Genomic DNA, 14822 nt, shown 5'->3' on the forward strand with positions numbered 1-14822 from the left:
CCCCCCGCTACGCTGTGTAGTCGTATCAAATTCAAAACAGTTTCGCATGCAAATTATCGCCTTTTCTAAAACAATTTTAATTCTTCCGAGAATTGATTTTCTTTTCTTCCTCGGAATGGACTAGATAGCCCAATTTATCATTTATTGAAAAGATCACGATAATGTATTCTAGCGCCATTCTAGTAAGCGCGAGAAAGAAGATTCCCGCCGTTGGCGCAAATATAGTAATGGCGAGTTTAATACCCCAACCGAACCATGAGGGCAATTCCCATGCGACCAATAGCCAAAAGCATACGGTAATAGACGTGAATGCGATAATGATTCGATAAGAGCCACGAACGAGTTTAGACGTAATATATTCGTCTTTAAATTCCACGTCGAAGAGCGTCATAAAGAAGCCTTTACGCGGTTGCATTACGCCTCCACATGAAATAGCGGATTACAGTTATGAGAATGTGCAGAGCCATTCCGCCGTACAGGATGATTTCCCAGAGAAAGACCGATAGCGTGGTCATGATTGAGAATGCGATAAAGACTCCGGGGAATGCCAGGGCTGCGACGATCGCGATTAGACAGCCGTTATTGCTAATGGCGGAAGTGGTTCGCCGGAGTTCGTTAGCGGCTTTTCGAGTGCGCGCACTGGTGACCCATGCCCAGATTCCGAGTGCGGGATAGCGGTCTTTTCTCTGCACTGCGGTGATGAGTTCGCATGCGGTATTCACGGCCCATGCCAGGAAGGCGAGACCGAAGAGCATGTGTGTCGGGTCGTGTTCTAGATAGGGAGAGTTGATCGAGTGCAAGTCTTGGAAGTTGACGACGATCACGGTTCCGATTAGCCAGAGCGCGCCCATTGTCGCGGCCCATGTGGCGGCTCTGGTGAACGCGGGCTTAGGCGCGTACTCGGGTACGGGTATGCCGTCCGGCGGGGTGACGTGGTTCTGATTCTCGGCTAGCCATTCGTGGTAGCTCTGGCCGAATTCGCGGTGCTGATCGTCTGATGTCATGGGCTTTCTCAGGTTGCTAGCCAGTAGATGAACCAGCCGATAAGGGCTATTCCGATAATTGGCAGAGAAACGTACCAATACAGAATGGAATAGATCGGAAGTGTGTAGAACAGCGCTTTGATAGCCCTGCCGATCAGGCGCAAGAGCGCCATACCGAGTTGGCCGGAGTTGGACGGCCCGACCTTGACGCGCGGGCGGCTCCGGCCGCGTCCTCCCAGCGCGAACAGGGGCAACCCGATCATGAGGGCAACGGCCGCGAGCGTGACTATCCCGTCCATACGTCACCTTCCGGGGGAATGGTGATCTTGAGTAGTGGGTCATTGTCGGCCGTCCGGCGGGCGGGGTGGTGGTAGCGGTTTGCCGACTGCGGGCGGCCGTGCGGCTCGGAGAGCGCGTGTGAGGGCCGGTGAGTGCTGAGTCCTGACACGGGGGAGGGTTCACGGGCTCCGGCCGCCTGCGGGGCTCTGAGCGCGTCTGCCGGACATGGGAAAGCCCCGGCAACCGGTGCCGGGGCTCTCGATGATCGCGGGGCTACTTGAGCCAGCGTGTGTCCCGCCCGCGTTCCACGCCTTCCTGAGCGGCCCTGATCTCTGCCTTCGTGGCTCCCTTGTATGCCTTGTTGCCCGCGTCGTGGGCTTTCTGCCATGCCTGATCGTCGTCTCGGTCAATGGCGTCTTCGAGATCGAGACCGGCCTTGATCATGTTCATGACCTTGTCGCGGCGAAGCGGAGCCGGTGCGGGGGCGTCTTTCTTGTTGTTCGTGAACCAGCCCATGAGGGTTTTCCTTTCTGGCCGTAGCGAGTTTATCGGGACGTGTGGCGCTTGATGACCTGTACAAGGTTGGCGCTGGTGAAGATCTGGGCCGCGAAGATGAGTACGGCAATGGCTTCGATGATGGAAGCGGGAATGAGAAGCGCGTTAGGGGAGCCGATAACCCAGAACGCGAGTAGCGCGCCGAGAGGAATTACCGCGTAGGCCGTTGAGTCGATGACAAGCCAGAGCGTCTTTCGCGTGGAACGACGCGGGTCATTGGTCTGGTGCCAGTTTTCCCAACCGAAGACGGGATATGACCCGCCGGTGAGTGACGTGAGGGAGGGACCGAGTTCGGTCCGGATGTACCGGCCTATGTCGCTGACTTTGGTGTCGTTCGCGAGGTAGTTCCATCCGAGGATGATCGCTGCCAGCGGAACGGCCAAAAGCGCGGGGGCTTTACCGGCCAGAGCGCTTGCCATGCTCGCGCCGTAAACCGCCAGGGTGACGTACAACAGGTTGTCGCGGTGTGAGATGCGTGCCCGCTGTTCGTCCTTTAGGCGGTCGTATTCGTGGGTGTACAGGTCGATGACCTTCGCGTTGTCCACGGGGGCGGGCGTCTGCATGGGGTTTCCTTCCGGGGTGTGTCGTTTCGGCACACCCCTATAGTGTGTCGTTTCGGCACACCAGTCAAGACCCTGTTCCAAGATTCTTTAGCCCCGGTGTTTCCGCAGGTCACATAGCAAGAGCCCCGACCGGTCGGCCGGGGCTCTGGCGGTACTGGCAGGTCTAGCGTTCGGCCGCGTCCATGCTCTCCGCGTCGGCCAGCACTTCGAGCGCCTTCGCCTTGCTCGCGCGGTGAACACCGGACGCGGTTCGGTAAATGCCCTGTTCGGCGTACTCGCGCCGGAGCTTCGCGACGCGTCGCCGGATGGTGGACTGGTGCATCTCGAAGGCACGCGCGATTTTCCGCCAACTCATGCCGTGCGTATCGCGAGCGGCCCACATCAAATCGTTGACCTTCGATTCGGTGAGATTCGCGAAGTACCCGGAACTGACCATGAGGTCCCACAGTTCCCCGTCTTCGAGGTCGGAGCCGAACGAGTTCCCGAGCAACCGCAGCACCGCGTCAAGGCGGTTTTTCAGAACAAGTCCGTTGATAATGCCGATCGGGTCGTCTCCGGGCTCGATCTCGATCGTGATCGTCTGGCGTGCGGGCACGTCGTTCGCTGCCATCTCGTGAATCTGGCTTGTCATCTTCACGGCTGTTTCCTCCCGGATCGGGCTCTGATCAGGTACACGGTTCCGCTCGCGAGCGAGAACCCACAGAAAAGGAGCGCGGACCACATGCGGGGTGTCAGGTGGCCGGTGCTCAGGAGTGAGCCGAGAGCCCCGATAACGATCGCTCCGCAGACGAACACGCAGAGCCGTACGGCGCGATCGTATGGCGTGGTCATGATCGGCCGTGCCTGCGATCGATCAGCGCGAAGTACTCGGGAGTCCCGAATTCGGGGCAGTCGCAGGGAGCGTTACCGCAGAGCGCGCACCGAACCGCGCTGATGTCCATTTGGCCGGACGCGTACGCGTCGAAGTCGGGAGACCACTTCACGCTGAGACCTCGGTCGTAGTCTTCCGGCGCGCACGTGTCGGGGTCGTGTTCGTGCATCTGCGTGCACGCGGTGTCGAAGTCGTATTCGCGAAGTGCTGGGGCCGCGATTTCGATTTCGTGGTCTTTGCATTCGGTCTCGACATCGGACCCTTCAAACTTCACGACATAGGTGTCGTGCCATGGGTTCGCGGACTTGACCATTCCGAGTATTCCCGTGGTGATCTTGCGGACGATGTCTCCGCTCTGGGGGTTGGTCATCGGGCGGCCCTTCGGTAGGCGGTGTGTCGTTTCGGCACACACTCATAGTGTGTCGTTCTGGCACACCTGTCAAGCGCTCGATCCATGATTCTTGTCTAATAGCGTTTTCGCAGGTCAGAGGGGGTCTACGCACCGGCCGGCGACTTCCGCGGGGCGTGTTTCCGCAGGTCAGAGACTCGAATCGCTATTGACACCGTTCGGCCGCGTCCCTACACGGCCGGTGTCGGGCCGACACTGGGGAGCCGACACCGGCCCGACGCGGCTCTGAGCGGTCCCGTGTAGGGCTCTGCGGGCGTCGGCCGGTGTCGGGTAGGGGCGTCCCGACAGCGGGGCTCAGGGAGCCCTACGGCCGCCCGCAGGGAGCCCCGAAGATGATCTTCCCTACGGGCCGACAGCGGTGTGGGGTACGGCCCGACAGCCGAGCCCGACACGACCCGACAGCCCGACCCGACACGGCCCGACAATCCCGACTCAATTCGGGCACGCAAAAGGCGGGACGCCCATTTCTGAGCACCCCGCCTTTTCGCGGTTCCGGGCTAATGCGTTTCGAGCATTTCCGGGCTACGGGCCATAATGTGCCGAATCTTGTCGGTGATGACCTTTTCGGTTTCTGTCGGGTCTTGCGTGAAGTGCTGGATAGCGCACAGCGCGGTAACGGTGACGTCCGCGAGTTCTTTCAGCACATCGTCTTTCGTATGCGTCTTGCCCTTTCGCGGATTCTGGCCGGTGAATCCGATGTACGCCTGAGTTACTTCACCGAGTTCTTCGCTGATCTTCATGATTCGCATGGCGTCATCGTGCTGAGCCGCGAGGGTTCCGCCATTCGCGTTCTCGATCCATGCATTGATGATCCGGATGCATTCGTAAAGCTCCATGTCGGCTCCCCCTGTCAGCCCGTGCTACGGATGCGGTTCTGTGCCCAGCGAATCAGGTCTTGTGGGTCGTAGAGCTTTTCGCCGTTCCTCTCCTGCGCTACCGGCTTCGGGAATTCGGGGTCTCGCGTGCGCGCCTTGCGGACGACCGCGAGTGAGACGTCGGGAATGTAGAGATCAATGGCCATGCGCAGGCCAACCGGCGGGTTTTGCTGGGGGCTGTTGTCGGAGTGCACCAGCCGTAGGGGCACGGTCGTAGCGGGGTCGCCCGTGGTGGGACGGGTTGGGACTGTCTCAGGGCTGAGACGCTGGCCATGGGACGGGTGAGACGCTGAGACAGGGGTCGCGACGGGGAGACCGGTCGTCGCGTACGTGCGCGCCTCTTCGTTGGTCATAAAGACCGCTTGCGCCTCATGTGCCGTTCCTGCCAATACCACCTGCACGCGTCCCGCGTGACGGCTCGACTTCGGCGCTGGCCACACTTCCGGAACGAGCATTTTCCATGCGTTCCGGGAGTACCGCGCGAGGATGCGCGTCGCGAAGTTCTCGCGGATCTCCGGCCCACCGGTCGCCTTCGCGGTCATCATCTGACCAATGGCGATGCAATGGATTTTCGCCGCGCGGCCCATGAACAGGACGTCTCCCAGCGCATCGACCGCCGGAGACTGCCGGGGCGCGCCTTGTGGCTTGTTGGCCTGCCACCACTTTTGAAGGCGCGCCATGGTCGCGTTGAGTTCTTCGAGCACCAGGAAGATACGCGGCCCTACGTCCGCGTCTTCGCCGCGTTCGTCGATCACGTCGTACCGGCGGTCACCTTCGGCCGCCAGCTTGATAATCGCGTGGTGAATGAGTTCGGGCGTCCGGTGGTATTCCACGCTGGGAAGACCGCGCGCCCATGAGTGCGATACGCGCTTCACGTCGCAGATCACGGCGAACGCGCCGCGCCGAAGTCCCTGCGCGACAATGGACCGAACGAGCACGCTCTTTCCGCCACCAGAACCCGCGCTGATGAGAATGTGCGGGGACTCCGCGTCAAGGTCGACCGACACGACGCGGTTGCGGACCCCGACACCCAGCACGGGGGCGGAGTCGGGAGCGCTGTCGAGCATCTGTCGGGCTTGGGCGAAGGTGACCTTGTCGGGCGGTCGTGGGGCGCGCTGGGCCACCATGTAGGGCTCGGAGCCCGCGAGGTACCACGACACGTTGAGATCTTCGAGAGCCAGCTTCGCGGAGATGATCTCCGAGACCCGCTGTCGGCTTCCGGTGTCGAACTGGTTGTAGGCCACCGGCACGCGGACGACGATCTCCGCGTCTTCGTTGGTCGCGAAGTCTTCGGGCACGGTGACGAAGTCGGTCGCCCGCATCGTCGGGGGGACCTTGATCACCGGCCCGAGCGTCGCGGCAAGGGGCTCTACCCATTGCTTGCGGTGCTTCCGGCCGCGAATGGCTCGGTAGGTCTTCCAACCGCCGTAGGTGGTGGCTCCGGAAATGAGCGTGCCGTCCGCAACGGCCGTTGCGACCGGTGCCATGAAATAGCCGATCGGGGTCGTCACGGCGGGGACGGATACGCCCATTCGCCACGCGGCCCTTTTCCATCCGGGAAGTCCGGCCCACCACGTCGGGCGTTCGCGGTGCTTTTGCATGGCTTCGGTGCCCGGACGGAGGAAAGTCGAATTCGATCGGGGCTCTCCGTCAAGGGGGCGGCCGGAGAGGAATCGGCCGCTAAAGCGGAACAGAGTCACGATCGCGGGTTCGCCGTTCGTGATTCGTACGCGCTGGGCCATGATCAGTGACCACCTTCCCGACCGTGCACCGGCAGGTACACGACGTCGCAGTCTGTCTCTTGATCACTGAGACGATCAAGAGCCGGTGCCGGAGCCATCCTGAGTCCCGCTGTCGGCCGCGTCGGCACGAAGGCGACGTGAACCACGGGCGGGGGCTCCGGGGACCTCTCCGGCCGCCAGGGCGACGGGGAGACCCGACCGAGGATGAACCCGAGCGTGATGAGCAGGGAGCCGATACCCAGCGCGGGCAGTACCGGCACGATGAACAGGAACGCGCTCGTGACGTAGGTGGCGGCTCCGGCGGCCGTGATGGCTCCGGCCGCGAGTCCGGCCCTGCGGGCGGTCGTGGTGGTGATGTGCGGTTGGATGTTCATGCTTGGTGACCTCATTTCACCTTGAAGTGCCGGGGCGCGGTGTGTCAGCACCGCGCCCCGGTGCGTGCCTAGTTGGTTCCGGTCTTCCTTTCGAGTCGGGTCACGTTCTGCTCTTCGAGTGCCTTGTTCTTGACCGCGTACGCGTCGGCTCGATCGACCGAGACACCGCGTTCCGCGAGCCAAGTCACGGCCTTCGGGACGTCGTAATCACCGATGACCGCGAATGCGTGCCGGATCTTGTCGCGCTTGGTCTTGCATTCCGCGAGCGCATCCGAGTCGGAGATAGGTCCGGCCGGAAGCGCGGGCTTAGGGGAGACGGGGGAACCGCCGGTGATTGCCGGGGGCGTGTTCGGAGCCGCCAGCGGGGTACGGGGCTTTCCTTCGGTCGCTTCGTCCATGGCTGACTGACTGACGATTTTGTTCCGGGCGGTGAGCCACTTTCGCGCGGTGTATTCGTCGTACGTGCCGAGCGCGGACCACGCGTAGCGAATCGCGTCCTGATCGGTCATGGGCTCCAATACCGCGACCTCGCGCACGTACGCGATAGCGTCGGTTGACTTCTCGATGTTCTCGCGCCGCGCGGCGGCCCATGCCTTCGCGGTCTCTTTGAAGGCGACTCCGGGAATCCAGCGCATGCCGAACTTCGGCCGCGCGGACATCTGCGTTCCTTCATCGATGCGCGTCCACCGGCGCACGCGGGCAAGAGTCACATCGAGCAAGAGCGGACCCATGATGGACATGGCGGGGAAGAACCACTGAGCGTCCTTCATGGACTTTGTGGAGTTGAATCGGTAGTTCGCGAACGCGGAAGCGAACGCGAATGCCCATGTGAGTACGTGGAACATTCCGCCAGACTCACCGCGCCACGCGGAGTAGGTGACCATGCCGACGCACGTTCCGGCCGCGAGATCGAGCGCGAGGAAAACGACCCATGCCATGTAGGCCGGAAGGTTAAGCCCCTTCGGGTCGGCCGCCCATTTGACGAGATCTTGAGATGAAAGAACGATCGGCGCGACGATCACGAACGTGAGCATGACGCCAATCGCGGTTGCCAATACGCGCTGTAGGTTCTCGCGGTCGTTCTCTTTCTTGTGTTCACTCATTCGCTTTCCCCATTCGGATTAAGCGCTGAATCCATTTCGTCGGGATGATTCTCAGCAACAGCTACGGCCGCGAGTATGGCGGCTGACATCGATACGCGCTTCTGCATTCGGCCGGTGAGCGCGAACGAGAGGGCTCTGAGCCGATCACGCGCTTCCGGAGTGACAGAGATCGCGGTGAAGCCTTCCGGCATGTTGAGCCCCTTACTGGATCTTGTAGGTTCTGGCGTTCACCAACAGACTCTAGCCTATTCCTATAGTCTTTGGTAGTGTCCAAGGTAGACGGTCCAAGTCGATCAAGGAAGGCACAGCGCATGACCAGCTTCGGAGAGATGGGCCTCACCACCACCGGCCGACTCACCAGCGACCCCGAACTCAGGTTCACGACCAACGGCACTCCCGTCGCGTCCTTCACGGTCGCGTGCAATCCCCGCAGGTGGGACCGGGAGTCCAACGGATACCGCGACGGAGACCCGTCGTTCGTGCCGGTGCAGGTCTGGCGGGACGCGGCCGAACACGTCGCGGAGTCGCTCCGGCAGGGTGACCGCGTGATCGTCATGGGCCGGTGGGCTCAGGAGCATTGGACCGATGACCAGGGAGAGAAGCGCTCCGCGTGGCGGCTCACCGCGTCGGCTGTCGGTCCCGATCTGACCTTCGACACGTGGAAGATCCACAAGAGCGCGCGGGACGACGTTCCGCCCGATGACGCTTGGGCCACCGCGAGCCCCGTCCGGCCGACTCCGGCCGACTCCGGCGCAGCCGACAGCGGGACCGAGACGGCTCCGGCCGACTCAGCTCCGGCCGCCAGCTCGAAGCCGAAGACGGCCGCGAAGCCCCGGACGCGCAAGACCGCGAAGAGCGCGTGATCATGCCGATTCGCCCGTACATCCCACGTGATCAGCGTGGGGTGTGCGGGCGTGTCGCGTGTGACCATTCGGTTGCGTGCGGTTACGGTGACGAGTTGCCAATTGTGGTCCCACAGAAAGCGAGTGAGACGACAGATGCCCAGAACACAGCGCGTGAAGGTCTCGGTGAAGCCGGACTTGATCACGCTCGCGGGCTCCGCGCTCGGGATGCCCGATGCCGGGGTGTCCGACGTGGTGAGGTCGGCCCTGGCGAAGGTTGCCGGGGTGGACGTGAGCGATCACACCCCGCGTCGCACCGGCCGACCTCCCCGGAAGGTGCGGGCATGATCCGCAGCGCTCAGAAGCTCTCTAAGCCCGCGTGCGGCTCCGGCCCTGCGTTGGGTTCCCCTTCCGGCCATTCGGCCGCCTGCGGGGCTCTCCGGGGCTCTGGCGGTGCGCTGGGAGGTCTGACCAGTCCCTAGACACGCAAAAGGGCCGGTGCGGCAAACACCGGCCCTTCATGCGAGATCCGACCCCTGCGACAGGAACGGAGTCAGGCGAGATGCCTGTACCCAAAGATAGCCCGAAGCCACGTGGCCGATCTACGTCGGGAGCCACGCGGCGGCCGACGCGCAAGCCAGCACCGGACGCGGCTCCGGGCTCGGAGCGCTCCGAACTCCCCAACCTTGACGACCGCCGGAATGTCCGGGGTCTTCATGAACATGAGGTCATTTCTCGTGACCTGCGGTTCGACGGGGATATCTATCACGTCGTGACGTACGTCAATCCAGGAACAGGACCGGACGCGCATCGAATGGTTCACCGGCAGATCAAGCGAATTGACGACAAGACCGAAGCCGTACTAGTTCCCGTCTTCGACGGATTGCTCTGGTGCATAGAGCGCACTATCTCTGTTTCGGTCGATCCACGTACGCGGACGATCGGGAATGAGATTCAAGACGAGAGTTTCATTCTCTGCTATCAGGACAATGACGGGAATCCGCCACGACAGACGACCGTTCGTGATTCCGAGTTGATCGACAATCGGAATCTGAATTGGATGACGCGTCTCGGGCTTTCTACGATCGTCCGGGCTAAGAAGCATCCGGCCGTGCGTGATCTGGTGCGCGCGGTCGTGTTCAATTCGCGCGGGAAGAACGGCCGCGTCGTTCGGGTGATCGACCGCTCAGGGCCGGTGTACGTCGATGGTGTGCTGTGCTACGCGAACGCGACCGGTTACACCGATAAGGACGGGAAGCGGCTCGATGGTGTCGGGGCTGTCTTCTCTCCGTCCGGCCGACTGGAGTCGGTGCGGTGTGAGCCGTCTTCGGAGACCGATCATCACCGCGAGGTCGAATATCCGGTGAGCCTGCCGAAGACGAAGGCGGCTCAGGTTCGCGCGCTTGACGCGCTCTCGGCGCTTCTGAGCGCCTATGACGATCCGGGGCTGACTGGGGTACTGGTTGGGCAATTGCTCGCGGCTCCGTTGACGGGAGCGATTCTCAGGGGGTCTCTGTCGGTCTGTTCGGTGTCGGCTCTGATCGGTCCGAGCCGTGCGGGCAAGACGGCATTCGACATGCTGTTGTTCACGTCCCAGACGCGGAGCCTGTACGGGGAGGTCGCGCCTGCCATCTCGGCGCGGTGCTCGGCACCGAACGGGAGCGCGGGGACGACTCCAGCGGGTATTTATCAGTGGCTTTCCCCGTTCGGTGGCTCTCGGTCACTGCTAGACGATGGGATGAAAGAGGCGTGGACCGAGGTCCACAAGCGGAAGGCGCTCGACACGATCTATGAGCGCGTGACGTCCTTCATCGTCGGGGGCGGGGTGGCCCAAGCGCAGGGCAACAACGGGAAGACCGAAGCGGCGAAGACGAAAAGGCTTTATCTGTCGGCTTGCATTTCTGCGGAATGCGTCGGGCCGGTCGCGAACATGCTCGAAGATTCGACGTACAACCGCATTGCGGTTGTGTGGTGGGAGAAAGAGAAGCGCTGCGATCGAGTGACGTACGACGAATTGAAGAGCCGGGAAGCCACGCTTGCGCGCAATGACGGAATGCGCGTCGTTCTCGATACGCTCTTGCGTTCTCCCGATGTGCTCGCGGACGGGTACGAAATCGCGCTTGCGGCCCTGCGGGAAGCGGGGCTTGATGAGCGCGTGTCGAAGAACTATGCGAAGTGCCTTTCCGGGCTTCACGCGCTCGATGTGGCTTATGCGGAGCGTCGCCGGAAGTCGGCCGCGCTCGCGAAGGCCATTCCGGCCGCTATCGAAATCGCGAAGAGTCTCGAATCGTTCGGGACTCATGGCGGGGATCAGCGGGCATTGTCGGATATCGCGGAAGCGACGCGTGAAGGTCTGGCGGTAATGCTGGAGATGGATCGGAGCGCGTACGTCGCAGCGGCTCCCGACCCGCAGGACGTGAAGGCGGGGATTCCGCTGATTCCGCAAGAGCCGACGTGCGTTCCGTTCGGGTTCGATCTCACGAATTGCGGTTGGTCGGCTGGTTCGGACGGGACGTGGAAGCGGCGCGAGTCCGCGATTTCTGCCGGAATGCTGATCGAGAGCCTTCCGGGGGTCGCTCAGAATCGCGGTCACTCGTTCGCATACCGACTCCAGATGAAGGCGCGTGAGTTCGCCGCGCTTCACGATCGGCTGAATTACGTGAGCGGGCAGCGGGGATTCCGTGTGTGCTCACGGCAAGAGCGGATAGACGCACTGGTGTCTATTGGTGCTTTGCAGACTTCGAGACGATCGGGAACGACTTTCTATCATCTCGATTTTCTGTGGGTACTCGGGACGACGTATGAGGCTGTGGCGCTTGCGCGTCACGCGGAAAGCGAGTCCGACAATGGCTAGGCTCCCTTCGGGCTTTCACTGGGTGAATTCACGGGATAAGAAAGCCGGTGCTGTCGGGCCGGACGGCACGCGCTACACACGTCATCAGGCAGAGACGCTAGGCGCTCAGGAAGTCGGGTTTAAGAACCCATACGAATACCGGAAGGGTCTTTCTGGCGTCCGAAAGCTGAAAGCCGATCCGGGAGCGGACGGAGGTCGCTTTTTCGCGCCCCGGAAGAATTACCGGAACGATCTCGAAAAGGCGAAGGACACGGCCGCGCGTCGGGGGACGAAGTTCGACCGCGCGAAGTTCGACGCGACGGTTGCCGCAATGGGGCATGACGATGTGGGCGTACGGCATCGGGCTCTTAATGACTTCCTGTTCCAAACGGGCCGTACGGATCGACCGGAAGCGGGGTACTAGAAAATGCTGCGACCGTATCGGTTCACCGGAGAGGGCCGCCGGATTATCGCGGTTGACGGGGAGGGGAACGACATTGACGGCCGACACGCGTATACGTTGCTCGCGGCGGCCGACGATCGCGGGGAGATACGTCGGCACATCGCGCATGACGACTCTCGGAAGCCGGGCGTTCCTGGCGTGACTCAGCCGAATTACGGGCTCTCGTCTAAGGCGTGTTTCGATTTCCTGTTGGATCTCGCGGAAGACGCCCCGTCCGATCTGTTGGTCGCGTTCTCGTTCACCTACGACGCGGTAAAGATCTGCTCTGACCTTCCCCTGCCGAATCTGCTAGAGCTGGCAGCGACCGAGCGCACCGAATGGGATGGGTACCGGATCGACTTCCGTCCCCGGAAGTACTTCGGTATCTCTCAGCCGAAGTACGGGCGTAAGCGCTGCGCAGACGGCATGACGCGGTACGTCCGGCAGGCGAAGGTGTGGGATGCGTTCGGCTATTTCCAATCGTCCTTCGTCAAGGCGCTGGAGAATACCGGCAAGGGTGTATTCACCGATGAAGAGCGAGCGCTAATCGAAGAAATCGCGTTCATGAAGCGCCACCGGTCGCACTTCGAGAACATGGACGATCAGCGCATTCTCGAATACTGCTATTCCGAGGTCTCGCTACTCGCGAAGATGATGCGTGACGTCATCGTGAATACCGAACGCATGGGCTTGTTCCCGAAGTCGTTTCACGGGTCATCTGCTATCGCGTATACGTGGATGAAGGACAACCGCATTCCGAACTTCATCGGGAACGCGGGTCTTTCTGATGACGTCGTGAATGCCGCGTACTTCGGCGGGCGTTTCGAGACGACGTGCGTCGGCTATGTCGGCAAGGGGTACGCGTACGATATCCGTTCCGCTTATCCGGCCGTGATGGTGAACCTTCCCTGTCTCGCTCACGCGACCTCGCGCCGCGTCTCGGATTTCGTTCCGGGGAAGTACGGTGTTTATCTGGTTGGCTCGAAGACTTCCGGTGACTGGGCACCATTCCCGATCCGTATCGACCGAGACGCGGCGAAGGCGCATACACTCACTCCGAACCGTTCCGCTAGTGAATGGCTCCGGCCGTTGATGACGCGGCAAGTCCTTTTCGCGCACGGCGGGCGTAGGTGGGTTTGGCAGGATGAGCTAGAAGTGGTGCGCAGGCATTACGGAGCCGACGCGATTCCGGTCTATGACGGGTACGTGTTGGATATCGGATGCGATCACCGGCCTTTCGCCGGTGTGCAAAAGCTCTATGACGACCGCGCGGAGCTAAAGAAGCTTCATGACGGCCGCCAGATGGTTATCAAGCTGTTGGTCAATTCCCTGTACGGGAAGACCGCTCAGTCTGTCGGTCACCAGCCGAAGAAAGGCGTGACGCACGCTGATATCGAGCGTCGCCGTATTCACGCTCGCGAGACCAGTACTCCGCTCGATCTGTCGGATTTGATCGAGCCGCCAGAAACACTGTGCCGAATTTGGGCTGGAATGATTACGTCCGGAACTCGCGCGAAGATTCTCGATCTGATGTTGTCGGCTGGTTCGGTTATCTCGGTCGCGACCGACGGCATTATTTCCACTAAGCCCATTCCGGGACTCGAAGACCATAAGCGGCTCGGAGACTGGGAATTCGAGGAATACGAAGATCTGGTGATCTATCAGAACGGCGTATACGCGTATAAGGCTTTCGATGACGACTCCGGGGAATGGGTACAGAAAGTCAAGACGCGCGGATTTTCCCCGCAGGACATTACCCCGGAGATGTTGCGGGAAGCTTGGGATAGCGGGCTTTGGTCCGTTGCCCCGAAGGATGACGCTCGCGGATTCGTCGCTATGCGGCTCGCAATGAAGCGGAAAGACCCGCTTGACGTAATGGGCCAATGGCTTACTCAGCGTCGGCCGGTGGACTTCATTCCGACGAAACGGCATCTGACGATCAATCCGTTTTCTCTGGAAAAGCGGCCCGATTGTCTCCCCACCGTTCCGTATGAACTGGATTACGACACAGAATCGCTTCCGTACGTACCTCACCAGACGTGGGAAGATGTCGCGGAGCTTGAAGGGTGGATCGGAGACGGAAACGACGATGACGATTTGCCCTTCATCCAAGACGAATTGGCAGTAAGCTAGACCCCGGCTTTCTGTTCGTCCCCCTCTTCGCCTAGCCCGGAGCAACTGCGAAAGGGTCGCGCAGAAAAGCCCGAGAGCCCCGCCGGTACCCGAAAGCCGTCCGGCGGGGCTCTTGCTATCCCTGCTCACCGGCACATTCGCCCCGCCTGCGGCCCTGAGAGCCCCGGAGCCGCGCTGAGCCTGCCGGAGCCCTGCCCGTGTCGGGGCGCGGCCCTCTCCGGCCCGTACGGGCGCTCTCAGGGCCGCACGGCCGCCCGCTGTCGGCAACGCGTACCGCTCTCCGGCCGCCAGTGCTCCCCTACCGGCCACACGGCCGCGACCCCCTCCCAGAACTGCGGGCGGCCGGACGCGGCTCTCTACGGGGGCTCTGAGCCGCGCCCATGCCCCGGTATGTCCGAATCCGGTCGGGCTCTGCCCGCGTGTTTCCGCAGGTCACGAGTTCTGGTTGGTCCCATTGATCGCTCTGACCTGCGGAAACATCTCTGATGAAGATCAACTAACCCCCGAACCAACCAGAACAACCAGAACCGAACATGATCACATTTGCATCGTCGCAGGTCAGACCACTTCTGGTTGTTCTGGTTGTTCTGGTTGGTCACAACCTCACTGTTACGAGAACCCATCACGGAAACGACGCTCGCGAACATTTTCGGAATTCTAAAATTGAAATTGAATTCTCCCGCAATTCACATGCCAAATCAAATTGAAGCCGCGGGACATTTTCGAGCCATTCCAAAATTGACGAACAAAATTGCAAAATTGAAAGAAATTAGCCTGAGAAAATAAAACATAACACAGCGTAGCGGGGGGAGGCGGGG

General features: G+C 61.3%; 16 protein-coding genes. 3 read left to right on the top strand and 13 right to left on the bottom strand.

Annotation, left to right across the window (positions count from 1 at the left end; genetic code table 11):
- Positions 1–76: 76 nt before the first annotated feature.
- From QSK37_RS52050 to QSK37_RS51225, 12 genes are all read right to left on the bottom strand, one after another.
- Positions 77–415, bottom strand: coding sequence for a DUF4282 domain-containing protein (locus QSK37_RS52050; RefSeq protein ID WP_432705690.1), 339 nt, complete (start codon positions 413–415; stop codon positions 77–79).
- Entirely contained in the window at positions 402–1004 is a 603-nt protein-coding gene (locus QSK37_RS51175) for a hypothetical protein (RefSeq protein ID WP_285637380.1), read from the bottom strand. Before QSK37_RS51175 ends, QSK37_RS52050 begins: the two co-directional genes overlap by 14 nt.
- An 8-nt stretch (positions 1005–1012) precedes the next feature.
- Positions 1013–1282, bottom strand: coding sequence for a hypothetical protein (locus QSK37_RS51180; RefSeq protein WP_285637382.1), 270 nt, complete (start codon positions 1280–1282; stop codon positions 1013–1015).
- A gap of 253 nt (positions 1283–1535) precedes the next feature.
- A complete protein-coding gene (locus tag QSK37_RS51185; protein WP_285637385.1) occupies positions 1536–1778 on the bottom strand; it encodes a hypothetical protein in 243 nt (80 codons plus the stop codon).
- Positions 1779–1807: 29 nt separating this feature from the next.
- Complete coding sequence (locus QSK37_RS51190) at positions 1808–2380, bottom strand: hypothetical protein (protein WP_285637388.1); 573 nt, start codon at positions 2378–2380, stop codon at positions 1808–1810.
- Between the two features lie 163 nt (positions 2381–2543).
- On the bottom strand, positions 2544–2990 hold the full coding sequence (locus tag QSK37_RS51195) for a hypothetical protein (protein ID WP_285637391.1): 447 nt from the start codon (positions 2988–2990) through the stop codon (positions 2544–2546).
- Positions 2991–3207: 217 nt separating this feature from the next.
- Entirely contained in the window at positions 3208–3621 is a 414-nt protein-coding gene (locus QSK37_RS51200) for a hypothetical protein (protein WP_285637394.1), read from the bottom strand.
- Positions 3622–4157: 536 nt separating this feature from the next.
- Complete coding sequence (locus QSK37_RS51205; protein WP_285637396.1) at positions 4158–4496, bottom strand: MazG-like family protein; 339 nt, start codon at positions 4494–4496, stop codon at positions 4158–4160.
- 14 nt (positions 4497–4510) lie between these two features.
- On the bottom strand, positions 4511–6277 hold the full coding sequence (locus QSK37_RS51210; RefSeq protein WP_285637399.1) for an FtsK/SpoIIIE domain-containing protein: 1767 nt from the start codon (positions 6275–6277) through the stop codon (positions 4511–4513).
- A gap of 2 nt (positions 6278–6279) precedes the next feature.
- Entirely contained in the window at positions 6280–6651 is a 372-nt protein-coding gene (locus tag QSK37_RS51215; protein WP_285637402.1) for a hypothetical protein, read from the bottom strand.
- Positions 6652–6719: 68 nt separating this feature from the next.
- A complete protein-coding gene (locus tag QSK37_RS51220; protein WP_285637406.1) occupies positions 6720–7754 on the bottom strand; it encodes a hypothetical protein in 1035 nt (344 codons plus the stop codon).
- On the bottom strand, positions 7751–7945 hold the full coding sequence (locus QSK37_RS51225; protein WP_285637409.1) for a hypothetical protein: 195 nt from the start codon (positions 7943–7945) through the stop codon (positions 7751–7753). Before QSK37_RS51225 ends, QSK37_RS51220 begins: the two co-directional genes overlap by 4 nt.
- A 120-nt stretch (positions 7946–8065) precedes the next feature.
- Between QSK37_RS51225 and ssb the strand changes: the two genes are divergently transcribed.
- Both ssb and QSK37_RS51235 read left to right on the top strand, forming a co-directional pair.
- Positions 8066–8617 carry a single-stranded DNA-binding protein gene (gene ssb / locus QSK37_RS51230; RefSeq protein WP_285637412.1) on the top strand — a complete coding sequence of 184 codons (552 nt, stop codon included), beginning with the start codon at positions 8066–8068 and terminating at the stop codon, positions 8615–8617.
- A gap of 751 nt (positions 8618–9368) precedes the next feature.
- Positions 9369–11450: a hypothetical protein gene (locus tag QSK37_RS51235; RefSeq protein WP_285637415.1), complete on the top strand. Its 2082-nt coding sequence runs from the start codon at positions 9369–9371 to the stop codon at positions 11448–11450.
- 97 nt (positions 11451–11547) lie between these two features.
- Here QSK37_RS51235 and QSK37_RS51240 read toward each other — a convergent pair whose 3' ends face one another.
- Entirely contained in the window at positions 11548–12000 is a 453-nt protein-coding gene (locus QSK37_RS51240; protein ID WP_285637418.1) for a hypothetical protein, read from the bottom strand.
- Positions 12001–12081: 81 nt separating this feature from the next.
- Between QSK37_RS51240 and QSK37_RS51245 the strand changes: the two genes are divergently transcribed.
- Positions 12082–14004, top strand: coding sequence for a hypothetical protein (locus tag QSK37_RS51245; RefSeq protein WP_285637421.1), 1923 nt, complete (start codon positions 12082–12084; stop codon positions 14002–14004).
- The last annotated feature ends 818 nt before the right edge of the window (positions 14005–14822 follow it).

Origin of the sequence: Actinoallomurus iriomotensis (assembly GCF_030269445.1) — a bacterium.
In the GTDB taxonomy this organism is placed as follows: Bacteria; Actinomycetota; Actinomycetes; order Streptosporangiales; family Streptosporangiaceae; genus Actinoallomurus; species Actinoallomurus iriomotensis.